The organism is Peristeroidobacter soli, assembly GCF_004138485.1.
Classification (GTDB): Bacteria; Pseudomonadota; Gammaproteobacteria; order Steroidobacterales; family Steroidobacteraceae; genus Steroidobacter; species Steroidobacter soli.
On record NZ_ML142848.1, the window covers coordinates 2,066,863 to 2,090,300 of the forward strand.

The 23,438-nt window shown below is 62.4% G+C and carries 17 protein-coding genes; 8 read left to right on the plus strand and 9 right to left on the minus strand.

The window, feature by feature from the left end:
* Positions 1-12: 12 nt before the first annotated feature.
* The 5 genes from EKO19_RS08625 to EKO19_RS08645 form a co-directional block, all read right to left on the minus strand.
* Positions 13-6,213 carry an FG-GAP-like repeat-containing protein gene (locus EKO19_RS08625; protein WP_129775911.1) on the minus strand — a complete coding sequence of 2,067 codons (6,201 nt, stop codon included), beginning with the start codon at positions 6,211-6,213 and terminating at the stop codon, positions 13-15.
* Between the two features lie 208 nt (positions 6,214-6,421).
* The gene (locus EKO19_RS08630) at positions 6,422-7,738 is read right to left on the minus strand and encodes a D-serine ammonia-lyase (protein WP_157995175.1); all 1,317 of its coding nucleotides are present in this window, start codon (positions 7,736-7,738) and stop codon (positions 6,422-6,424) included.
* A 125-nt stretch (positions 7,739-7,863) separates the two neighbouring features.
* Positions 7,864-8,058 (minus strand): CstA-like transporter-associated (seleno)protein, encoded by a 195-nt coding sequence (locus EKO19_RS08635; RefSeq protein ID WP_217705191.1) that lies wholly within the window; start codon positions 8,056-8,058, stop codon positions 7,864-7,866.
* Complete coding sequence (locus tag EKO19_RS08640; RefSeq protein ID WP_129775913.1) at positions 8,055-10,118, minus strand: carbon starvation CstA family protein; 2,064 nt, start codon at positions 10,116-10,118, stop codon at positions 8,055-8,057. The genes EKO19_RS08635 and EKO19_RS08640 overlap by 4 nt, the downstream gene beginning before the upstream one ends.
* 74 nt (positions 10,119-10,192) lie before the next feature.
* The gene (locus tag EKO19_RS08645) at positions 10,193-10,888 is read right to left on the minus strand and encodes a histidine phosphatase family protein (RefSeq protein WP_157995176.1); all 696 of its coding nucleotides are present in this window, start codon (positions 10,886-10,888) and stop codon (positions 10,193-10,195) included.
* Positions 10,889-11,150: 262 nt separating this feature from the next.
* Between EKO19_RS08645 and EKO19_RS38210 the strand changes: the two genes are divergently transcribed.
* Positions 11,151-12,422: a VOC family protein gene (locus EKO19_RS38210; protein ID WP_175596992.1), complete on the plus strand. Its 1,272-nt coding sequence runs from the start codon at positions 11,151-11,153 to the stop codon at positions 12,420-12,422.
* Between the two features lie 92 nt (positions 12,423-12,514).
* Here the strand turns inward: EKO19_RS38210 and EKO19_RS08655 are convergent, their stop codons facing one another.
* Complete coding sequence (locus tag EKO19_RS08655) at positions 12,515-13,342, minus strand: fumarylacetoacetate hydrolase family protein (protein WP_129775915.1); 828 nt, start codon at positions 13,340-13,342, stop codon at positions 12,515-12,517.
* A 106-nt stretch (positions 13,343-13,448) separates the two neighbouring features.
* Between EKO19_RS08655 and EKO19_RS08660 the strand changes: the two genes are divergently transcribed.
* Positions 13,449-13,748 (plus strand): hypothetical protein, encoded by a 300-nt coding sequence (locus EKO19_RS08660; protein WP_129775916.1) that lies wholly within the window; start codon positions 13,449-13,451, stop codon positions 13,746-13,748.
* Positions 13,749-13,793: 45 nt separating this feature from the next.
* Here the strand turns inward: EKO19_RS08660 and EKO19_RS08665 are convergent, their stop codons facing one another.
* Positions 13,794-14,726 (minus strand): ketopantoate reductase family protein, encoded by a 933-nt coding sequence (locus tag EKO19_RS08665; protein WP_129775917.1) that lies wholly within the window; start codon positions 14,724-14,726, stop codon positions 13,794-13,796.
* A 103-nt stretch (positions 14,727-14,829) separates the two neighbouring features.
* Between EKO19_RS08665 and EKO19_RS08670 the strand changes: the two genes are divergently transcribed.
* The 5 genes from EKO19_RS08670 (at position 14,830) to EKO19_RS08690 (ending at position 19,865) form a co-directional block, all read left to right on the plus strand.
* A complete protein-coding gene (locus EKO19_RS08670) occupies positions 14,830-16,104 on the plus strand; it encodes an aminotransferase class I/II-fold pyridoxal phosphate-dependent enzyme (protein ID WP_217705192.1) in 1,275 nt (424 codons plus the stop codon).
* Entirely contained in the window at positions 16,094-17,185 is a 1,092-nt protein-coding gene (locus tag EKO19_RS08675) for a class I SAM-dependent methyltransferase (protein WP_129775919.1), read from the plus strand. The genes EKO19_RS08670 and EKO19_RS08675 overlap by 11 nt, the downstream gene beginning before the upstream one ends.
* Before the next feature lie 37 nt (positions 17,186-17,222).
* The gene (locus EKO19_RS08680; protein WP_129775920.1) at positions 17,223-17,933 is read left to right on the plus strand and encodes a pseudouridine synthase; all 711 of its coding nucleotides are present in this window, start codon (positions 17,223-17,225) and stop codon (positions 17,931-17,933) included.
* A gap of 359 nt (positions 17,934-18,292) precedes the next feature.
* Complete coding sequence (locus EKO19_RS08685; RefSeq protein ID WP_129775921.1) at positions 18,293-19,240, plus strand: AraC family transcriptional regulator; 948 nt, start codon at positions 18,293-18,295, stop codon at positions 19,238-19,240.
* Positions 19,241-19,316: 76 nt separating this feature from the next.
* Positions 19,317-19,865, plus strand: coding sequence for a DUF2058 domain-containing protein (locus EKO19_RS08690; protein WP_129775922.1), 549 nt, complete (start codon positions 19,317-19,319; stop codon positions 19,863-19,865).
* A 4-nt stretch (positions 19,866-19,869) separates the two neighbouring features.
* On the opposite strand, the gene EKO19_RS08695 is transcribed toward EKO19_RS08690, so the two are convergent.
* Both EKO19_RS08695 and EKO19_RS08700 read right to left on the minus strand, forming a co-directional pair.
* A complete protein-coding gene (locus tag EKO19_RS08695) occupies positions 19,870-20,664 on the minus strand; it encodes a hypothetical protein (protein WP_129775923.1) in 795 nt (264 codons plus the stop codon).
* Between the two features lie 251 nt (positions 20,665-20,915).
* The gene (locus EKO19_RS08700) at positions 20,916-21,839 is read right to left on the minus strand and encodes an aspartyl/asparaginyl beta-hydroxylase domain-containing protein (RefSeq protein WP_129775924.1); all 924 of its coding nucleotides are present in this window, start codon (positions 21,837-21,839) and stop codon (positions 20,916-20,918) included.
* A 177-nt stretch (positions 21,840-22,016) separates the two neighbouring features.
* Here EKO19_RS08700 and tal point away from each other — a divergent pair, with 177 nt between their 5' ends.
* A complete protein-coding gene (gene tal, locus EKO19_RS08705; RefSeq protein WP_129775925.1) occupies positions 22,017-23,135 on the plus strand; it encodes a transaldolase in 1,119 nt (372 codons plus the stop codon).
* Positions 23,136-23,438: the final 303 nt, after the last annotated feature.

Genomic DNA, 23,438 nt, shown 5'->3' on the forward strand with positions numbered 1-23,438 from the left:
CGATCACCTGCCTCAGTACTGACTTACAGTTCGACCTGTCGCGCGCTCAATCGCCTCCACGATGGACGGCCGCAGCTCAGGTGGCACCAGGTACGCTGGCCCGCGATTCAATGTGCGGGAAACCCAGGTCACCGCCAGACTCCCATCGGCCTGTATGATCACGGCGAATCCAGCATGATTGGCAGTGCCTCCGAGAGTCGCGCTCACAGCACCATGACCGCCCGCTCGGGCCGCCCAGCCAGGTGGAAGTGGGGTTGCCGATGTGCTGGGGCGAAGCAGAAGTTGTCCCGCGCCCGTGTCGTAAACACCGGTGAAGCCCTGTCCCGCGGCGTGGCCTTCGAGCATCCTAGCAAATGGTGCAGTACCCAGAGCCGCTCGAGTGCCCCCAATGCCGACGGACATTTCCATCGCCGTCTTCGTCCCGGTAAACATCGGATTCTCGCGAAGGTACTGACTCGTGGCTTCCGGGCCCATGTCGCGGGCGACCATCAGTCCGGCCCCCCACGCGTCAATCTCCGCATCTGTTCGAAAGAATCCGCTTCTCACGAAATTGACGACACGCTGGCTCATCAGATCGACTACGCCACTCGTCTCACCCGCGGCGCTGGTCGCGGAGCCGGCTGGAATCGTGCCCGCTGGCGGGCCAGAGGGCACATTGCTGGAGGTGTCGACCGGTCCACGGTCCGAAGGCGGAATTGCGACGTGCGATCCAATCGCGTTCTGGGAGTATTCGGAATAGAACAGGCTTTCGGGTTCGCGACTACCGGAGGTCCACAGGAAGTCGCTGACATTGCCCGTGATCGCCGAGTTGCCCAGCCATCCCCACAGCGGGCTGCTCGAGTCGGTTTGTCCGCCTGTGTCTGCCCAACCGCCGAGGCCGGGGCCCATCTCCCATCGCAGGGTCTCATTGCCGAATCCGCTCGGATCGGTATAGCTCAATGGATTGTTGAACGCGTAGCTGTAGCGGTTCAGGCTCTGACTGAAATACGGCGCCTGAATGAACGGATCCGCCGACGTGAAGCGCCCGATGACCGGGTCGTAGACGCGGCCATTCATGTGAACCAAAGAAAGGTCGTCCAACTGCTCGTGGAAGGTGAAGCCACGAGCGGTGAAGTTCTTATAAGCCGTCTGATCCGCGGCCGTCGGCGCACTGATGCCGTCGGCGCCTTTGCGCTCGCCGAAGGCATTGAAGCTCATGTTCACAGTCTGGCTTCCCGCCGTGCTGGTCATCACGTCGGTGCTGCCCAGATGGTCGGTGGTGAGATAGCCCGTCGAGGACGCCGTGCCTGCTTGATTGCGCTTGTAAACAGCCACCGGGCCGTTGGGGCCGTAGACGTAATGACGAAACTCGTTGACGTTGGCCGTGACCAGCCGTTCGAGAGCCGGACCGACATAGGTCCACGTTCCGGTACCGCTGCTATTGGTCCTGACCTGCTTCCATCGATCGCGGTTGGGGCCGTAAAAGAATTCGGAGGAAACGCCTGAGCCATTGATCACGCGCGGCAAATTGTAGCTATACCAGGTCGTCGTGAAGCCATTGCGCGACGTCATGTTGCCGTTGTTGTCATAACCGTACGTGTTGTTGAGCGTGCCAGAGGTGGACGCGACGGCGTGTTTCTTGGTCGTGTGGTAGGTGTAATTGCCGACGCCGGTCTTACTGGTGATGTTGCCGATGGCGTCGTAGCCGACACTGAGTGCCAGGCTGCCATTGCGGTTCGATGAGTACATGCGGTCGAGCGCGTCGTAGGAGAACGTTTCCGTCACGCTGGTGCGCGAATCCTGACGTTGGGTGAGATTGTCATTCTCGTCCCACTGGTAGCTCAGGTTCTGGATGGTTGTTCCCCCGCTGGGGCCAGTCGTCTTCGCGAGCAGCATGCCTGTAATTCGATCGAACAAGGCCGAGGTGCTGAGACCGTTGCCGTAGTCCTCCAAGAGGAACTGACCTCGGGCGTTCATTCCTTGCCCGCGCCAATAGGTAGCGCCCAGCACGTCGCCGACATAGTTATTGATCGAAGTGAGCAGACCGTATTCATAGCCGTAGCGGAGTTTGAACCGGTAGCCGCTGCTGCTGGTGGGATAGGTCAGGGTCTCGAGCTGGCCGGTGGCTGTGCTGTAACTATAGTTGTAGCTGTAGGTGCTGCTGTCGGCGGTAATGTTGGTCTGTGCCGGCCGACCCAGGGAGTCGTAGAGGTAACTTTCGGAGTAACCGCCGGGCGAGCTCGCAGTGGCGGTCTTGCCCACGCCCTTCGTGCCGGTGTCGTAGGTGAAGGTCGTCGTGCCCTCGGCCTCGACGCGAGTCAGCAGGCGCGACAGCAAATCGTAAGTAAACGTGGTCGTTTGGCTCTTGGCGTCCGTCTGCGTCTTCAACTCGCCCACCGGATAGTAGTTGTACGACCAGCTGCCCATATCGGGGTCGGCGGACGTCATCCGCATGCCGCGGACGTTGTACGTCAACGTGATCTCGTTGCCGTAGAAGTCTCGCGTTTTGAGCAAATTGCCGAACGCGTCGTACTCGTAATCGGTATCGGAGTTACCGCTGTCGATAGTTTGGACGACGGCCCCGATCGCGCTGCGCACTTCGCGGTTGGTGTAGTTCCTCGCATTGGTTATGGTCGTGCGCAGACCCTCATAAGAGAAGGTCGTGTCGTGGTTCGCCGTGTTCGATTCCTGTTTGGGTCGACGAATCAAGGTGGGCCGGCCGAGAATGTCGTAGTAGGTCGTGGTGTACCACACCGCGTCGGTCGGCAGCCACGGCGTGCTGACCTGAGACACGCGTCCCAGCGCATCGTAGATCGTGCGCGTGGTCGAGTCCGCGCCGGACTGAACCTTGGTCATGGTCCAGACTTCGCGATCGAGCATGTCGAAGTAGTGGCGAGATCGAGTGATCTCGACGTTGCTCGTGTCGCGTTCGATCTGCGCGATCTGTGTCCGCTGCGTCGTATCGACCCCTTGACAGCCGGCAGTGTTACACCAGCTCAGGGTGAAGTCGGTGGCGGTGCCGTCGGGTCGGGTGACACGGTTGACGCGACCGAACTCATCGAGCTGCGAGGTCGTGTACAGCGGGCTCGGATCGGTGGCCTCTCGCAAGTCCGAGACGCTGGTGCGAACGCCCAGCGAGAAGTCGTAGCCGAACGTCTGGATCTGCGACTTGGGATTGGTCACGGTCATCGGGAATTGCCCGGTCGCACCCCAATTGATCGTCGTCGTCCGGTTCGTCTGTCCCTGACCGGAGGCCGGCTGTACCAATACCGAGTTGATGTTGCCGAAGCCGTCATAACCGTAGTCAGTGGCCACCTGCCACTGCGTGTTGCCGGGCTCGATCGCCACCTGCGAAGGCCGGCATGCCAGGCCGTTCCAAGTGATATTGGCGGTGCGAGTGACCGGACTGCCGCCCGGCAGCGTGTGACTGTTGATCTGCTGAGTCGTGGCAGGCCGGCCGAAACACCAATTGCCGAAGTCGTCGAACAATGCCGAGTGATAGGTACGGGTGGTGTGACTCTGACCGGCATACAGGCCGTTCGCGTTGTTTCCTTCGACCACGGTGGTGGTCGAGTCCGTAGTCGTTCCCGAAGCGCTGCTGACCGTGTTGGTCGTGGTTGCGGTACGCAGCAACTGGCCGTTATAAGCGCCGCCCACCTCGTAATCCCGAGCGACGCTTTGGGAAATGTAGGGCAGCATGCGCGCGCCGGAGCCGTAGGAATGCGACGCCGGTGTGTTGGTGACATCTTCGATCGCAGTGCCCGCCGGTTGGCTCCTCAAGTGGTAGGTCGTCATGCCGACATACGGGAAGTCCTGCGAGTAGGTTGCGGAGTTGCCGATGTTGTCGCGATTGTCGCGCCACTGTCTCCGCCCGAACCCGAGGAAGCCACGCCCGAGCTGGTCCCGATTGGCGTTGTAGTAGTTGTATGTAACCGTGTAGGTGCCGCCGATACCATTGCTGGCATCGAGTGTACATACGGTGTAGATCGCGCCGGTGTGACGACGCTTCGGGTACGTCGGCGCGGCGCCCTCGCGAGCGTGACAAGCACCGGTGCTCGCAGTGGACTGATAATTGAAATCGGCGAATACGCCGAAGCCGTCGGTCGCCCGGTCGAGCAGGTCGGGATAAACGCCTTGATGCAAGCGTGAAGCCCACGCGCCACCGGAATTCGTGCGGGCTATGTCGTCCAGCCCGTCGCCGTTCACATCGCCGATCGATATGAGATTGCCTGCGGTGGTCGAGACTCCGGTACTGGCAAACGCGCTCAACGATTGACCGTTGGAACGACTCACCATCAAGGTCGAGCCGGAGTCGATCAGGATGTCGTCCAGGCCGTCGCCGTCCCAATCCGCGATGGCCAGTGAAGCGTTCGTCATGCCGCTGATGCTGGGCCCGGCCACCGCATTTACCCAGCCGCCCCTGCTGTAGAGCACGTACAAGGTGTTGGTGCTGTTGCGAATGTAGACGAGGTCGCTCAGGCCATCGCCGTTCAGGTCGCCCGTGGCCCAGATGGGCACGGGAGTCGGTGACCCCAGCGTGTAGCTGTCGGTGTAGAGGAAGCCGGCCCCGCCTGCTCCAGAAATAATGCCGAAAGAGAACTCGGAAATCGGGAATTCCGAGTCGTAGGTGTAGCCTCTCGCCTGATACACCATGTCCTCGCGCCCGTCGCCATTGAAGTCCGGCTGCTTGTTCGAGGAGCGGAACCGGTTCTGCAGCGTGCCGAATGCTCCGGGAAATAGAGTGTTCTGTTCCTGGCCGTAGACCGTGGCGAGCAGCGTCTCGGCGCCGAAGGCGCCGCCCTGTTGCAAGCGAACTTTGACTTCGATGTACGAAAGCATCTCGTTGCCGTGGACAAGATCGCCCCGGCCGTCACCGTTCGTGTCCGCGACCCACCACCTTTCGGATGCAAACCAGGCGACGCCGGTATTCGAGGGTGAATCGAAGCCGCTGCCGTTGGCGCGTATCACCCACCAGGTGCTGCCGTTATAGGGCACGAGCAGATCCCAGGAGCCGTCGCCGTCCCACTCGATCGGCAGCGCCGAGGAAAAATTGGCGTTGGAGATGCCGGTGGACACGGGCGCGTTGAAGCCGGAGCCATTGGACAGCATGTAGTACCAATACCCGCCGCCGGAGGTCGTGCTCGAGGAATAGACGACGTCGTCACGACCATCGCCGTTGATATCCATGAACATCGCGGCGGCCGCCGGCACGCTCTGTCCCGTGCTGACTTCCGCGTTCCAGCTGGCGGTGCCATCGAGCCAGGTGAACGTGGTTGCCGGAAAACACTGCGTGCCGCCGACGCCGCACTCCTGGATGGACTGTAGACGTGACTTTCCGCCCGCGCCGGCGGTGCCGTAGCTCACATCGTAACGACGCACCAGTGTGGAGTTGTAATAAACATCGATGTAGTCGGCGCGCCGCAGCTCGACGATGCGCCCGTCGACGACATAACGGTCGCCATACTGATAACCCGTGAGCGGATCCGGGCGCTGCGAAGTTTCGTACGAGAACACGACCCGGTAAGGCGCGGTGGTGATGCCCTGATTGGCGTTCGTCGTCCACCGGATCTCGCTCGGACGGTACGAGCCATTGGTGGTGTCTTCTATGTAGACGAAGCTGATCGTATTGCCGGAGCGATCGCGCACGCTGCTGATCGCCCATTCGCGAACGCTCGCTACCTGACCGCCGCCCACCGCCAATGATTCGATCCGGGAGTCGCCGGTGGCTCCGAACGCATAGATGAGCCCGTCCTTGCCATAGGCCTCCCAGGATGATGGGCCGTTGCCGGCGGCGCCCACCGCGGTCACCCGGGTGAACGTTTCCAACTCGGTTTGATAGGTCGACCCAGCGCCACCGTAAGTGCCGCCCGTGAGTCGCAGGCGATTGCCGTTGAGGCAGTACCCGTCGCCGATGGCCAGGAAGGCTTTGCTGGCCACCGAGTCCTGCGCGATTGTTTTGTTACAGCGGGTGATCGTGGACAGCCCGCTCAGGTTGAAGCCGACGCCGAATAAACCGTCCCCGGCGCGACTGTCATACACCAGCGCCAGATCTGGTGTCAGGCCGTTCGTGCCCTTCGGCACAGTGATTGGAATCGAATAGTTCGCGGCGCCCGTTGCGCTGACACCAGCGTTGGCCGTTGTCCGGCCAACGGCTTGCGAATGGGCCGCCGCGCCGAGGAGTGTGCTAGCTAAGACGGAAATGACACAGGGGAAGAGCCATGATGGTTTCAACATGGAGGGCCGCTGTCCTTGAGAAATTGTTTGTTTTCACCCTTCGTCCTGAAGTAAAGCGACAGCGGCTATGAAGTGCCCTCACACCAAACAGCGGATCCAGCGGATGTAGGTTAGAGCTCCGATGTTTGATCGATGCGGACGCGCAGTTATGGTGCAGCCGGCGGGGATGCTCAGCGCCGACGGAGCGGCGACGAACAATCCGGCTGGCTCAATCCAGCCGCGTCAACCCCAGGCCGCGCTGGAGCATCGCCTGATACTGCTCCTCCGGCACCATGCTGCCCCCCGTGGTCCAGACGATATGGGTGGCGGCTTCGATTTGTTTGCGCGCGGCGTCGGTATTGGCCAACGACCACACGTGTTGAAGCGCGCCTGGGAAGCCCGCGGCGGCGGAGGGTTCGAGGCGCAGGCCTTCTTCTCGATGGGCGCGGGCGACCCAGCGGAACATTTCGTCGTCGGCGACGGTGAAGGCGCCTTTGACGTGTTCGCCGACGGCGGCGACGACGAGTTCGGAGGCGCGGCCCACGGCGAGGCCGTCGGCTTCGGTGCGGTTGTCGAGGCCGATGTCGTAGACGGAGGCCTCCGGCGGGAGATGTGACATCAGCCGCATCAGCATGCAGGCCGACGCGGTCGGCTCCGCGAAGAAGCCCCAGACGTTGTCACCAAACACGGCGCGCAATCCAAACAATACGCCGCCGGGGGCGCCGCCGACGCCGCACGGAAGATAGACGCACAGCGGGCGCTGCGCGCTGACTTCAATGTTGAGCTTCTTGAGCTGGTCGGCTACGCGAAGCCCGGCCACCGAATAGCCGAGAAACAATTCGAGCGATTGCTCGTCGTCGACGAAGTGCGCGTTGTCCGCGGCTTCAGCCTCGGCGCGCGCGGCTGCGACGGCGCTGGTGTAATCGGCAGAGTGTTCGATAACGATGGCGCCGAGCTTGCGCAGGCGATCCTTCTTCCAGGTCTTGGCATCGCTCGACATGTGAACGGTGGTTTCGAATCCCAGCGCGCGGCCCATCGTGCCGACGGCGAACCCAAGATTGCCGGTGCTCGCAACGAGCAACCGATAGCGCGCGAACTTCTCACGCGCCGTGGGAGAGGCGAGTTTGGCGTAGTCGTCCTGATAGTCGCCGATTACTTTCTCGGCGAGCGCGACGCGCTCAGCCAGGCACAGCACTTCATAGATGCCGCCACGCGCCTTGACGCTGCCCGCGACCGGCAACGCGTGATCGGCCTTCACGAAAACGTGGGAGCTCGACTGCCGATGCTCATCGGGCAGAAAGCGCGCCGCCAGTTTGGGCACCGGGATCAGCGGCGACTCGATGATGCCGTCCGGGATCTGGTCCGGAAACAGCGCTTTCAGCAGCGGTGCGAAACGTTCCCAACGAGCGCGAGCGTCTTCAACGTCGCGCAAGCCGATGTTCGGCGGAGTTTCGTGAGGGATGGGGCGGCCGGTGTTCAGCCAGAAAGTCGGCTCACCGCGCGACAAACGATTCCAGGTCCAAGTATCGGCATTGATTTCGGTCACGATGTGTCGGCCCACGTAAAAGACCGTGCATCATAACAATGCAGGGCCAACGCAGTCCTGGCACAGATACCGGCTATCTTTGCGATTCAGTATTTCTACGGTGACAGATCACGACCGCTGATGAGTCAGCAGCAGCGCGACACGCCGGTCCATTTGCTCTGCTGCTGCTTCATATAGAACGCGCGACGGCTCATCGGTGCCACGCCGGCGTGTGCGTGGGCATGATGCGCGAGATATTTGTCGTAAGCGTCGTCAGTGGCGAGCGACCGGATCATGCTCCAGGCCAGGCCCAAGAATGATGTCAGTCGTTGCATGCTCATGCCGCCTCTGCGCCGAGTTTGACGCTACCGATATCGACGTGGGGCGCTTCGGAGTTCGGAGGCACCGGTTGGCCACGCATGACACGCAGGCTAACACGCACCATATCGGCGATGACAACCCAGAGAATCGCCGACAGCATGACCGCGAGCACGGCGTCGAGGCGCTGGTTGAAGATCAGTTGAGGCGCGACCGCGGCCTGTTCAGGCGGCATGGCGCCGGAAGCAAGCTTGGCGGCCATCTGATTCGCCGCCGCGAGGAAGCCGATGCGCGGGTCGCTGGACACGACCTTTTCCCAAGTCGCCACGGTGGTGACGATCGCCAGCCACAGTAGTGGCGCCCCGGTGACCCAGCTATACCGCAGCTTGCCCTGCTTGATCAGGATGCCGGTGGCGACGCTCAGCGCGATGCCCGCCAGCAGCTGATTGGCGATGCCGAACAAGGGCCAGAGAATGTTGATGCCGCCGTTGGGATCGACCACGCCGATGTACAGGAAGTAGCCCCAGCCGGCGACCACCAGGCCGCTGGCGATCAGCACCGACGGATACCAGGAGGTCTCGCCCATGGGCTTCCACACATGGCTCAGCGCATCCTGCAACATGAAGCGGCCGACGCGCGTGCCGGCGTCGAGCGTGGTGAGGATGAACACCGCCTCGAACATGATGGCGAAGTGGTACCAGATGGCCAGCATGCTCTCGCCGAACGCGCTCGAGAAAATGCTCGCCATGCCCACGGCCAGCGACGGCGCGCCGCCGGTGCGGGCGAACAGCGTCGACTCGCCCATCTCCCTGGCGAGGAAGGCCATCTGATCGACGGTTACCGGGAAGCCCCAGCTCGTAATCGTGGCGACGGCCGCTTCGGCGGTGGCGCCGACGATGCCGGGCGCGCTATTGATTGCGAAGTACACGCCTGGCTGCAGCAAGGTCGCGGCGATCATCGCCATGATGGCGACCACCGATTCCAGCATCATGCTGCCGTAACCGATCAGGCGTACGTCGCCCTCGTTACCGATGAGCTTGGGGGTCGTGCCACTGGCAACCAGCGCGTGGAAGCCGGAAATCGCGCCACAGGCGATGGTGATGAACACGAACGGGAATAACGCGCCACCGAAGATCGGGCCGCTGCCATCGATGAACTGCGTCACCGCCGGCATGTGGATTTCGGGCCGCATCAGGATGACGGCCACGATCAGCAGCAGCACGGTGCCGAGCTTCAGGAACGTGGACAGGTAGTCGCGAGGCGCGAGCAACAGCCACACGGGCAAAACCGCGGCGATGAAGCCGTAGCCGATGACGAACCACGCCAGCGGCTTGCCTTGCAGATTGAACAGCTCACGCAGCGCCGGGTGCGAATCGACCCAACCGCCGCCGACCACTGCCAGTAACAGCAGGGCCAGACCAAGCAGCGACCCTTCCAGCACGCGGCCCGGCCGGATGTTGCGTAGATACAGACCGACCAGTACCGCGATCGGGATGGTCGCAAACACAGTCGAGGTCGCCCACGGGCTGTGTTTCATGGCGTTCACGACGACCAGGCCGAGCACCGCGATCAGGATGATCATGATGGTCAGCGTGCCGAGCATGGCCGCGAAGCCGCCGACCGGGCCCAGCTCGTCGCGTGCCATCTGGCCGAGGCTGCGGCCGTTGCGTCGCGTGGACAGGAACAGGATGGTCATATCCTGTACACAACCGCCGAGCACGCCGCCGACCAGAATCCACAACGTGCCGGGCAGATAACCGAACTGCGCCGCCAGGGTCGGACCGATCAACGGGCCGGGGCCGGCGATGGCCGCGAAGTGATGACCGAACACGATCCAGCGATGGGTGGGGACGAAGTCGCGGCCGTTGTTCAGGCGCAGAGCCGGCGTGGCGCGCGACGGATCGACACTCAGTACCGAGGCTGCGATCCACGCACTGTAAAAACGATAGCCCAGGCTATAGATGCACAACGCGGCCACCACGATCCACATGGCGTTGATGGTCTCGCCACGATGGAGTGCGATCCCGCCGACCGCGCCGGCGCCGACCAGCGCCACCACTATCCAGAACGCTTTTCTCAACATGCTATTTCGCGTCGGCCCCGTGCCCCCGTCCGAGGCGGGCGATGGTAGCCTCAGCCATCCCCCGAATCGAAGTTTTATTCGCCGAACTGGCTGGCCGCGACGCCGGCCCAGTCGGTGCAGAACAGGCGGCTGTCGCGCAGCTCGGTCTTGATGATGCCGGTGTTCGGCAACGGATGGCGCAGGGCGAAATCGGCCGGCACGTTGCTGGCCAGCACCGGCACCATGAACCCCAGGGTCGCGCTGTGCGCGACGATCACGACGATGCCCGAGTCGAGCGCGTGTCGGTTCATTATTTCCCGCACAAAGGGCAGGAAGCGGCGCTGCACTTCGGCGAAGCTTTCGCCGCTGCCGTTGCGCGCGTCGAGGTCTTTTTCGATGAACCACTTACGGGTCAGCTCGCCGTACACCGCGCGGCTGTCCTGCGTCGACTCGGGGCCGACGCCCAGGTCGATCTCGACCGCTTCAGGGGCCAGCGACAGTGTCAGCAGATGGTCGAACGCCACGGCATCCGCTGTCTGAATGGCACGCAGATGAGTGCTGCTGTAGATCTTGGTGATGGGGGCCGCCCGCAGCGATTCAGCCAGCGCGCGCGCCTGTTCCATGCCCTTGCGCGTCAATGGATAACTCACCCCGGCGTCCGGCACGGTGCGCGGATTGCCGGGAACATTGAGCTCGCTCTCGCCGTGGCGGATGAACCAGATCTGCAGCGGTGTGTCGGCCGCCGTCGAAGGCAGCGAGGTGACGATCGCCAATGCGCCGACGAGGCCCACGAATGCACGACGATTGAGCCGCGCCTGCCGCGTCGTGATCCGTCGCGTGATGCTCATGAGATCCGGTGTGTTGCTGCGATGAGGGTGGGATTCCTGGCGTGCTGTTGTACCTCATCGTCATTTTTTGGCAAGTGCATGCAATGTGAGATGTCGAGCGAGCGTTGACTACTTTTGCGGCAACGAGCGGAGTATGCTCAGCCGCCAACGAACGTCACTTGCTTCGAGCAGCTACCTGACAAAGTTTCTTTTGAGGGAGATCGCGATGGCAGATCAGAGTGTCCGTGGACGATTCGTCTGGCATGAGCTGGTGACGCCGGATGCCAACGCCGCCCATGCGTTCTACGGCAAGGCGATCGGCTGGAAACCCCAGCCCTGGGACGAGGATGCTTCTTACGTAATGTTCGCCGCGGCACGCGGTCCCATCGGTGCCACGGTCGCCGGCAACGGTTCCGCTCCGCACTGGTTGCCATATATCGGCACCGGTGATATCGAAGCGACCATCGAGCTGGCGAAGCAGAAAGGCGGCTCGGTCGTGAAGGACGTGGACACGCTGTCCAGCGGCAGCCGGCACGCGGTGCTGCAGGATCCGTATGGCGCGAAGTTCGGCGTGTATGAATCCGCCGAGGACTACGGCAAGATCACGCCTCCGCAGCCAGGCGAGCATTCCTGGCACGAGCTGATCAGCAGCGATCACGAAGGCGCGTTCGAGTTCTACTCCGCGCTGTTCGGTTGGGAGAAACAGGTCGAACACGACATGGGGCCGATGGGCAAGTACCTGATCTATGGCTTCGGCTCCGTGCCGTTCGGCGGCATGATGACCGTGAAGGCCGGGCCCGGCCCGGCCTGGCTGAGTTATGTGCACGTGAAGGATGTGAACCAGACCGCCAGGAAACTGAAGTCCGCCGGCGGTCAGGTGATCAATGGCCCGATGGAAGTGCCGGGCGGTGATTGGATCGTGCAAGCGACCGACCCGCAGGGCGCGATGTTCGCGGCCCACGCGACGGCGGCGAACATGAAGAAATCAGAAAAGAAGGAGAAGAAGGTGAAGCCTGAACAGTTGAAACTGGATACCGAAACGCCGCCGCCGGTCGTGCAGGATCCGGAGACGCCGGCTGAAGAGCAGGCGCCACCGGTTGAAACGCCGCCCGCCGCTCCGGCCGAAAAACCTGCCAAGAAGCGCGCGCCTGCCAAGAAGGCTCCGCCGAAGGAAGCACCGCCGGCTGAAGCTCCCGCTCCTGTCGTGGAAGCGCCCGCCAAGCAGGCGCCTGCGAAGAAGAAGGCACCCGCCAAGAAGAAGGCTCCGGCCAAGAAGGCACCTGCCAAGAAGGCGCCGGCGAAGCCTGCCAAGAAGTCTGGCGGCAAGAAGTCAGGCGGAACGCCTGCCAAGAAAAAGTCCAGCAAGAAGTCGGTGGGTAAGTCCGCCGGCAGCAAGAAGACAGCGGCCAGGAAAGCCTCGAAGAAAGGCGCGGCCAAGACCAAGACACGCTCGGGGGGAAAGAAGAAGTCGGCGAAAAAGCCGCGTAAGGGGAAGTGATCAAACACGCCCAGGGAAGGGACTAGTAGTTAGCTAGCTATCGATAACTGTGTAGCGCGGGGTCGTCGATCGGAGATCGACGGCCCCGACTTCTACCGGACTTCCACCCGCATCGAGCCGATACCGCCGATACCGGTATCGATGATGTCTCCCGCGACCACCGGGCCGACGCCAGGCGGCGTGCCGGTGAGAATGATGTCACCCGGATACAGCGTGAAAAATGACGACGCGTATTCGATCAGGCGCGGCAGGTCGTTCAGCAAATTCCGAGTATTGCCCCGCTGGCGCGGCTGGCGATTCACCTGCAGCCACAGGCCCAGCGTTCCAGGATCCGCGATTTCGTCGCGAGTGATGAGCCACGGGCCCAGCACCGTGTGACCGTCCACTGATTTGCGCAGGCTGCGTTCTTCGCTGCCTGTTACGGTCATATCCAGCGCCACCGTATAGCCGACGACATGATCCATGGCGCGCTCGCGACTGACATTGCGACACCAGGAGCCGATGACGACGGCCAGTTCCACCTCGTGATCGTGCTGCCGGCCGGGCAGGGTGAGCTCGATGCCGTCGGACGGGCCGATGACCGACGTGCTCGCCTTCAGGAACAGACCGTCGCGATCCAGTGTGCTGACCGGATAGTCCGCATCGTCGGCGGGCTCGTGATAATTCTTCAGCGCGCCCAGGATTTTGCTGGGATTGGCGATCGGGCTCTTCAGCGCGCAGTCGGCCAGGTGGCGGGGCACGCCGCCCAATGCCGTCTGATCGATCAGGCCGCGCAGCCGGTCGAAATTGGCGATCAGCAGGTCACCCGGATCGAGTGGCCAGCGCGCGGCGGGGATGGAGTCCAGGACGGAGGTCACATCGACGACCATGTCGCCGCGCAGGACCCCGAGTCTGTCGGTATCGAATCTACATAGACGCATGCGGCCGGCAGCTTCCCTTACGGCGCCTGGCCGTGCAAGAGCCGGCGCATTCGTGTAGAAAGACCGCCTCGCACATGTGGCGCTGACGCGCAGTAGTTACATAAAGATGAAGAAGGTCACCGGGAAAACCTTTGACGGGCAGCGAGTGGTCCTCGACGGCAAGGCGTTCGTCGATTGCCACTTCAAGGACAGCAATCTGATCATCGAGGGCAACGGCCTCTTCGAAATGCAGAACTGCAAGATCGAAGAAGATTGCCGGCTGGCCGTGGAAGGGCCGGGCCAGGTGCTGCTGCACACGTTGAAGATGATGCTGTACTCCGGCGGCTGGATGTCCCGTGTCGCGGACAACGTCCTGCACGCCGTGAAGCAGCCGCCGAAGGCCAGGAAGAAAGCGGCGGGAGGCTGAAAGGCAGCGCGCCTGGGTTAGCGCGGCCGCAGTCATCCCCCGGGATTAACCCGCCTCGCGCATCTTTCCCTCGATCATTTTCGTCAGCGCGTACAGAGTCTCCAGGATCGGCGTGCTGACGCCATGCTTCCGGGCGGCACGCACCGTGTTGCCCAGGATTGCCTCGATTTCCATGGGCCGGCCGTGCTTGTAATCCAGTGCCATGCTGGTGAAGTACGGCTGCATGGTCTTGGTGCTGCTGATGAACTGCTCGACCGCCTTCGGATGCACCGGGTGGCCGGCGGCCGCGGCCACCGCGCAAACCTCATCCATCGCTCGTCGCACGAACGCAGTCGATTCGGGCGTACCGAGTATGACCGCGGTGTCGAGCATGCCGCCGGTGATGGAAATCGGATTGAACGTGGCGTTCCACACCGCCTTCGTCCAGCGCGCGCTCACCACGTTATCGGTCACTTTGCAGCCGATGCCCGCGCCGTTGAGCAGGGATGCCAGCAGTTCGCCCGCCGGTGAGTTGCCGCTGGGGTAGCGCCCCAGGTTCAGCGAACCCATGGTCTGGTGATTCACCATGCCCGGGGCGCTGCGGCCCACGCCGACAATCGCCAGGCCGCTCAGAATCTCGTTCTCCGGAAACGCGCTGGCGATCTCCGCCTCGATATCCACGCCGTTCTGGATCAGTACGATGACCGTCTTCGGTCCGACGGCCGGGCGGATCAGGGCGGTGCGATCCACGCCTTCCAGCACCTTGGTCGTCAGAATCAGGAAGTCCGGCGGGACCTTGCACTCGGCCACGTCCTTGAACACGGCGTGGGGATAGAACCGATGGTTGCCGAGCAGCGGGCTGGTAATGTCATAACCTTCCCGCGAGACGACGTCGTAATCCGACCGACAGACCACCGAGACCTGCGCCCCCTGGCGGGCCAGCGCCGAACCGAACAGGGCACCGATCGCACCGGCGCCGACAATGAGGATGGATGTCATGGGGTCAGAATAGCCGCTAAGATCCGCAGCCGCGAAATTTACCCCAACTGGCCGCATCGGCCCGACTCTCAAGCCACCCATGCCCAACCTGACGACAGCCGATTTGACAACTTTGGGCGCCAACGACCTGCGCGCCGTCCACGAAGACATCCGCCGCCGCTACCAGGCTTTTGCCGAGCGCAAGCTGAAACTGAATCTGACTCGTGGCAAACCGTCGTCGCAACAGCTGGACCTGAGCAACGAGCTGCTCGGCCTGCCGGGCGCCGACTACATGGCCGGCGGTGTGGACACTCGCAACTACGGCGAGCTGCAGGGTCTGCCGGAGCTGCGTGCACAGCTGGCGCCGATCTTCGGTGTCAGTCCGGACCGCGTGATCCTCGGCGACAACGCCAGCCTCTCGCTGATGCACGACGCGGTCGTGTATTCGATGCTGAAAGGCACGGTCGATAGCGACCAGCCGTGGTCGCGAGAGTCCCGTGTGGCTTTCATTTGCCCGGTGCCGGGCTACGACCGTCACTTCTCCATCTGCGCGCAGTTCGGCATCGAGATGATTCCGGTGCCCATGCTGGAGACCGGTCCGGACATGGACGCGGTGGAAAAGCTGGTCGCCGCCGATCCGCAGATCAAGGGCATGTGGTGCGTGCCGAAATACAGCAATCCGTGCGGCACGGTGTATTCCAACGAAACCGTCGAGCGCCTGGCGAAGATGAAGACCGCGGCGCGCGACTTTCGTTTGTTCTGGGATAACGCCTACGCCGTGCATCACCTCACCGCGGAAGCCGTCGAAATTGCAAACATCGATGAGCTCTGCGCGCGTCATGGCAATCCGAATCGCGCCTTCATCTTCGGCTCGACCTCCAAGATCACGTTCGCCGGCGCCGGTGTCGCGCTGTTCGCCAGCTCCAAGGACAACTCGGCCTGGTACCTGAAGAACATGAGCATGCGGACCATCGGTGGCGACAAGGTGAATCAGCTGCGTCACATCCGCTTGCTCAACAGCAACGGCGGCGTGGCGGCGCTGATGAATCGTCATCGCGCCAGCCTCGCGCCCAAGTTCGAGCAGGTGCTGAACACGTTCGACAAGGAGCTCGCCGCCTCGGGCGTGGCGAAGTGGACCCGTCCCAAGGGCGGTTATTTCATTTCGCTCGAAGTGCTCGACGGTTGCGCGAAACGCGTCGTGCAGCTCGCGAAAGAAGCCGGCGTGGAGCTGACGCCTGCCGGTGCCACGCATCCGCTCGGCAAAGATCCGCACGATCGTTTCATCCGCATCGCGCCGAGCTTCCCGGAACTGGCGGAAGTGACGGAAGCGGTCCAGGGTGTGGCCGTGTGCGTGCTGCTCGCCGCCACTGAGAAGTTGCTCCAATCGCATGCCGGCTGATCGCAGCGACGCGGCGCTCGAAACGCTCTTCGTACCCTTCAGCGAAGGCCGCCTGTCATGGCCGACAGACAATGGGCCCGCAGGCGGCGCAATGTTTCTTCGCGCACGAGACGGGTGGCCGCTGCGGGAGCAGCCGCTGCCCGGGCTCGTTTGTGAGCAAAGCTTCAAGCCCGAGGCGGATGCGTTGTCGCAGGCGGGTTTCGCCGTCAATGTTCCCGACGCAGCGAAAACCTACGAGCTGGTGTTGATACTGCCGCCTCGTCAACGCGACGAGGCACGTGCGTTGATGGCGCGTGCGGTGTCGATGACCAAACCGGGCGGTCGCATCATCGTCAGTCAGAGCAATGACGAGGGGGCGCGCTCGAGTGAGTCCGATCTGGCGCAGCTCGCCGGCGATGTCGAGTCGATGAGCAAGAACAAATGCCGCGTGTTCTGGACGGCCTCGCTGGCGCGACTCAACGTTTCTTTGATCGCGCACTGGCAACAGCTCGATGCGCCTCGGCCCATCGCCGAGGGGCGTTTCACGAGCCGGCCGGGAATCTTCGCGTGGGATCGCATCGATGTGGCGTCGGAATTGCTCGCGGAACACTTGCCGACGAACCTGACGGGGCGTGCCGCCGATCTCGGAGCAGGCTTCGGTTACCTGTCGGCCGAGTTGTTGACGCGCTGTGCCGGCATCACGGCGCTCGATGTCTATGAAGCGGAGAATCGCGCGCTGGAACTGGCGCGTGAGAATCTGAAGAGCTTCGAGGCGCGCACGCCTATCAATTATCGCTGGCACGATGTCGCGGCGGGTTTGCCGGATACCTATGACGTCATCGTCACCAATCCGCCGTTTCATGCGCAGCGTGCGATCGATCGGCCGGACATCGGTCGACGTTTCATCGTGGTCGCGGCCGATGCACTTCGTCCCGGCGGCAAGCTCTGGCTGGTTGCGAATCGTCACTTGCCGTACGAAAACGTATTGAGCGAAAGATTCAGCACGGTGCGCACGGTCGTGCAACAGCACGGGTACAAGATTATTGAAGCCGTGCGTGCCCGAGCTTCGGCGAAGTCGAAGTCCGCCAGGGGCGCGCGATGAACGAGATCACGCGCGCCACGTCCGCGGAGGTTGGGCGATGAAACTGCTCAAGCTCATCGCCAATCTCGGCTACGGCAGTCGCAAGGAAGTGCTTGCGATCTTTCGCGACGGACGCATCACAGACATCGACGGCGAAGTGCTGTACTCCGACGACAAGGTCGATCACTCGCGCGTCCTCATCGATGGTCAGCCGCTCGATCCCGCGCCCGGGTTGCTGCTCATGATGAACAAGCCGGTCGGCATCACCTGCTCGACCAGCGATCCCGGCCAGATCGTTTATGACTTGTTGCCCGAACGGTTTCGTCATCGCGATCCGATCGTGGCGACGATCGGCCGGCTCGATCGCGACACCACCGGTTTGCTGTTGATGACGGACGATGGCAAATTGCTCCATAAGATCGTGTCGCCGAAATCCAAGCTGCCGAAAATTTACGAAGCGACGCTCGCGCGCGATCTGCGAGGCGACGAAGTGAAAATATTCGCGAGTGGCAAGATGATGCTCGAGTCCGAGCGCGAGCCGCTCGCACCGGCGAAGCTCGAAGTGCTCGGGCCGAGACAGGCGCGGCTCACGCTGACTGAAGGCCGTTATCATCAAGCGCGCCGGATGTTCGCGGCGGTCGGCAATCACGTCGAGAAGTTGCACCGGAGTCAGGTGGGTGGCCTGGATCTGGGCGAGCTTCCCGAGGGCCGCTGGCGTCCGCTCAACGACGCCGATCGCGAGCGCCTGTTCTCGGTGACCGCTGACTGACCCGACGGCGACGTGCGGTCCCCGCCCACCTGCGGGTTACCGCGGCGTGCGATGACCGCGCTGTCCGATTCCCGCGGCGTGCGATGACCGCAGCGTCTGATTTCCGCGGCGTGCGATTACCGCACCGTCCGATTACCGAGGCGTGCGGGTCACCGAGGCGTGCGGGTTACCGCGGCCTGCCGGTTACTGACTCCGTTCCGAGCCGTACGGCGATTGAGGGCTTCCGGTCTGGTCCTATCCGATTCCTCGCTCATTCTTGCCTGATCCTGCAAGGTCGCGCATCCGCGCAGGACGTCGGCGCTGAACTATGTTGATAATCAGGCGGTCGAAATAGCCTGATCGTCGTAGCGAGGGCAGCCATGAGCGCCGCCATTCCCATCCCGAATCCGCCCGTCACCGAGCTTCCCAACCTGGACGAGCAGCAGGCCGAGCTGGCCGCCCTGGTCACCCGGTTGACGCCGCAGGAGGGCATTTATCCGTCCGCCGTGCCGGGCCTGACCGTGATTCGCGCCAACGCGCCGTCGATGCCGACGCCGTCGGTGTACGACCCGAGTCTGTGCATCGTCGTGCAAGGGCGTAAGCGCGCGGTGCTCGGTGACGATGTCTATTACTACGATGCGTTGAATTACCTCACCGTGTCGGTCACGTTGCCGGCGATCGGTCATGTGCTCGAAGCGACGCCGGAGAAGCCTTATCTGTGCATGCGTCTCGAGCTGGACGCACGCACGATCGGCGAGCTGCTGTTGCAAGTTGGCCGCAGCGCCGTGCCGCCGTCGACCGATCGTGGCTTGTATGTCGCACGCACCAGCCCGCAATTGCTCGATGCCGTCGTGCGGCTGACCCGATTGCTGGACCAGCCCCGAGACGCGGCGATCCTTGCGCCTCTGGTGCTCAGAGAGATCCATTACCGAGTGCTCACGGGCGAGTTGGGGCATCGGTTGCGCGAGTTGTGTGTGGTCGACAGCCAGGTGAATCGCGTGGCGCGCGCGATCGAGCTGTTGCGCAAGCGATTCACCGAGTCGTTGCGGATCGAGGATCTGGCGGCGGCCGCGCACATGAGCGAATCCTCATTGCATCATCGTTTCAAAGCGGTGACGGCCATGTCCCCCATGCAATTTCAGAAGCACCTGCGTCTGCACGAGGCGCGCCGCCTGATGCTCACCGAGGGCCTGGAAGCCGCCGCAGCCGCGCATCGAGTGGGTTATGAAAGCCCGTCGCAATTCAGCCGTGAGTATCGGCGTCTGTTCGGCGCCCCGCCGCGGCGGGAAATCGAGACCGTGCGCGGCGGCGGATTGCAGCCAGCCTGACTTTTCGCACTCCCGATCACGGGCGGCTTGGGTAAAATGGCGCCGTCCCCCAAGGAGTCCGTGCGGAGCCCTTCCGATGAGCATGTCATTGCGCGATCAGCTGCTGGCCGCCGGCCTGGGCACCAAGAAGCAGGCGCGCCAGGTCGATCAACAGCAGAAGCAGCAGCAACATCAGCAGGCCAAGAATCGCCAGCTGCGTGAAGAGCAGGAAAAGCGGGCCGCCGAGGCGCGCGCCAAGGCGCAGGCCGAAAAGGCCGCGCGCGATGCTGAGCTGAACCGCAAACGCCAGGAAAATCAGGATCGCAAGGAGCGCTGGGCGCAGATCAAGCAGCTCATCGAGCAGCATCGGCTGCCCAAGCCGGAGAGCGAGGAGTACTTCAACTTCATCGATCGCGGCAAGGTGCGCCGGATCGTCGCCGACAATGCCTTACGCGAAAAGCTGGTCGCCGGCACGATCGTGATTGTCCGTTGCGAGGGTAAGTACGACCTGGTGCTGCCGGAAGTCGCCGATCGCATCCGTGAGCGAGACGAGCGCGCGGTCGTGAAGCTGAATGCCGAGGAAGGCAAGCCGGCTGAGGACGATCCGTATAAGGACTTCGTCGTTCCCGACGATCTGATGTGGTAATGACTTAATCCAGAACCTTGCGCGCGCGCTCCTGATATCGCTGCGCCGACAGACGCATGTTGTTGTCTTCGACATGGAACGGCGTCTGGGCGATATACGCCAGCGCGCGCGGCACGCCGAATTGATCGATCAGCGGGCCGATTAACAGAATCCCGCCATAACGCTGCACATCCAGGAAGCGCTGATCGCCCTTGTTCCACAGACTGCGCCGGAAGCCGGCGAAGTCTTCCGGCCAGATCATGTCGAGCCGGTTGGCATTGAAGATCGGCGTGCGCACTTCCTTCAGATGCTCGTTGATGCCTTCGACCAGCATTTCGCACGGCAGGCGCGTGCCCAGATCGCTCGACTTGCAGTCCTTGTGCGGCCAGGACAGGCCGCGGCGCTTGGCGGCTTCCTGCAGGAACGCGGTCCAGATCAGCTGATCGATGGTTTCCACGACCGGGAATGCGTTCCGATACTGCTCATTTTCGTAGAACGGCCAGTAGTAAGCGGCCGCTCGAATCGGATTGGGCACCTTGGCGCTGAGCAGGCGCCTGGGAAAGATCAGTGTGTGATGCTCGGCGTCGTATGTTTCCTTGCCATCGCTGTCGGCCAGCTCCTTGCTGCCGACGAATTTCACATCGAGCTCCGGCGGCAAGGTACCGAGCAGATCGCCGAAGGCGCTGGTGATGGCTTCGGTCCGGTAATTGACCAGCGCTTCGAAGCGCTGCTTGCACTGCTCGCGATTGACGCTTTCGCAGCTGAGGCCCAAGACAGGGAAGAGAAGAGTGATACACGCGAGTCCGAGACGCATCATCATTGCAGCTCCCGTCCACCGACATTGGTCAAGTCTGGTTGGCCAACAGACTTGCAGAAACCATGCCGAGAATAAGCAAGCAACGACACGCACGCACGGAAGTTCCATGCGGAAAAAGGCGCGCCAGCGGATCACTGCCGCGACGGCAAATTCAGCGAGTGATATCGGCGCGGATTAGCGCCGCGCAGGAAATAATTCTTTCAGCCGGACGCGGCGCTGTCTGGCGGCGCGCGCCAGACAAACTCCGGTGTGTCTCAAAAACCGACAACGATGGCGTAGCCGATGGCGCCGATCAGCAGCCACTTCAGCAGGTAATAAAGCGGCTTGTGCCAATCCTTGATACGAATGCCCAGCGCGCGAATCTGATACAGGTAAGCAAATATATGATTCAGGACGCCGACGTGCTCGCCCGGCACGTTCTGTGTTGCCGCCGCGCGAATCATGCCGTGGCCGATGACACGATTAATCCATCGCAACACGGGGTTAGACATCGGTCGCTCGATGTCGCAGAAAAGAATCACGCGAGTGACGTCGGTGCGGTTCTCGGCCTGATGAATGTAGGTTTCATCGAACATCACCGCTTCGCCATCCTTCCAGTAATACTTCTCGCCATCGACGATGATGTAGCAATCGGGCGAGTTGGGCGTGACCAGGCCGAGGTGATAGCGCAACGACCCCGCGAACGGATCGCGATGAGCGCCGAGCCGTGAGCCGGGCGGCAGAAGTGTAAACATTGCCGCGTTGATGGAAGGAATTTTCCCCAGCAGCTCGGCCGTCCTGGGACACAGGGCCGAGGCCGACGGCAGGAAGTCGCCGTACCACTTCAGGTAAAAACGCTTCCAGCCGCGCTTGAAGAAAGTGTTGAAGCCGATGTCGTTGTAACCCGAGGCGGCACGGATGTGTCCCTCGTCGAACAGTTTCAGTGCCTCCTCGCGGATCATCTGCCACTGTTCGGTGACCTGTTTCAGCTCGGGAAAGTCGCGAACGTCCGCATAGGGCTTGGCTTTGACGGCCGAGAACAAATACATCAGTGAGTTGTACGGCGCGAGCAGGTTGGCGTGATCGGCAACCAGTCGCGACAGTTTGTGCCGTACGCGACCGCGGAACTGGACGAAGGTGACGGATGCCAGAAACGTCACCAGGATCAGCAGCCGGGGTGACAGGAACGTGTGGACCATTGCGCTCGCGCTAACTGGAAAGGACCGGTGTTGGGCGGAGGATACTTACCGAAACCTGAAGAACAAGCCATTGTGGGGAATTGCAGTATTGCCGCTACAGCGGTAATGGCATTCCAGTCCTATACAATCGGCCGCTGAGCCGATGCATTGCGAAGTCTTAATTTTGGAGCGCATGAGATGAACGATCGAGTCCAGAACCCATTACGCCAGGTCCATCAATTGGGTCAGAGCCTGTGGCTCGACGACATCCGCCGCAGCTGGCTGAAGGACGGGCACCTGGCCCGGCTCATTGCCGACGACGCGCTCGGCGGCGTGACTTCGAATCCCGCGATTTTTGCCAAGGCCATCGGCGAGGGCGCGGAATACAACGAGGCCATCGCCAGCCTGGCCCGCGCCGGCAAGAGCATCAACGATATCTACGAGACTCTCGCGCTCGAGGACGTACAGGCCGCGGCCGATCTGTTCCGTCAGACCTACGATTCGACGGGCGGCGCGGATGGATTCGTCAGCCTCGAGGTTTCGCCGCACCTGGCGGATGACACCAAGGGCACCATCGAGGAAGGGTTGCGGCTGTGGAAGGCGTTCAATCGTCCCAACGCCATGATCAAGGTGCCCGGCACCGAAGCGGGCCTGCCGGCGATCACCGAGCTGATTGCAGCCGGAGTCAATATCAATGTCACTCTGTTGTTCAGCGTGGATCGCTACAAGGCCGTCGTCGATGCGTACCTGACGGGTCTCGAGCAGCGAGTGAAAGCTGGCCAGCCCATCGACAAGGTCGCGTCGGTCGCGAGCTTCTTCCTGAGCCGCATCGACACGCTGATCGACGCCAGGCTCGATACGATGACTACGTATGAAGCCAAGGCCCGCCGGGGTCGCGCGGCCATTGCCAGCGCGCGGTTGGCTTATCAGTACTACAAGCAGTGGACCAACAGCGATCGTTGGCGCGCACTGGCGGAGAAGGGCGTGAAGCCGCAACGATTGTTGTGGGCATCTACGTCAAGCAAAGATCCCGCGTACAAGGATACGATGTATGTCGAAGCGTTGATCGCCCCGAACACGGTGAATACTTTGCCGCCCGCGACGGTTGACGCCTATCGCGATCACGGCGATCCGGCTGTGCGTATCGAGGACGATCTGGCCGAGGCGAAAGAGACGGTGCAGATTCTTCGTAACCTCGGAATCGAGCTGAAGGCGGTGGCCGAGCAGCTCGAGCGCGAGGGGGTGAAGAAGTTCAAGGAGCCGTTCGACGCGTTGTTTGTTACGTTGGGGAAGAGGGCGGAGGGGTTGAAGAAGTAAGAGCGCCGCGTAGTGTTGCTTCCGGCGTTGCCGGATTCGGAGGCGTGGGTGGTCAGCGTCGCCGGGGGATGTTTACTTCGGGCGTTGCCGGATTCGGAGGCGTAGGTGGTCTGCGTCGTCGGGTGCGTGTCTTCTCCGGCGTTGCCGGATTCGGAGGCGTCGGTGGTCCGCGTCGGCGGGAGTGACCTACCTCGTCCCGGCACCGGGCGCCGCCCGTCGCGCAGTGCGCTCCTTGGCGCACGTCCATGGTGAGCCCTGCTGTTGCGGCCCCGTCCCTGTGCCGCAAAGCTGCCGGGACGAGGT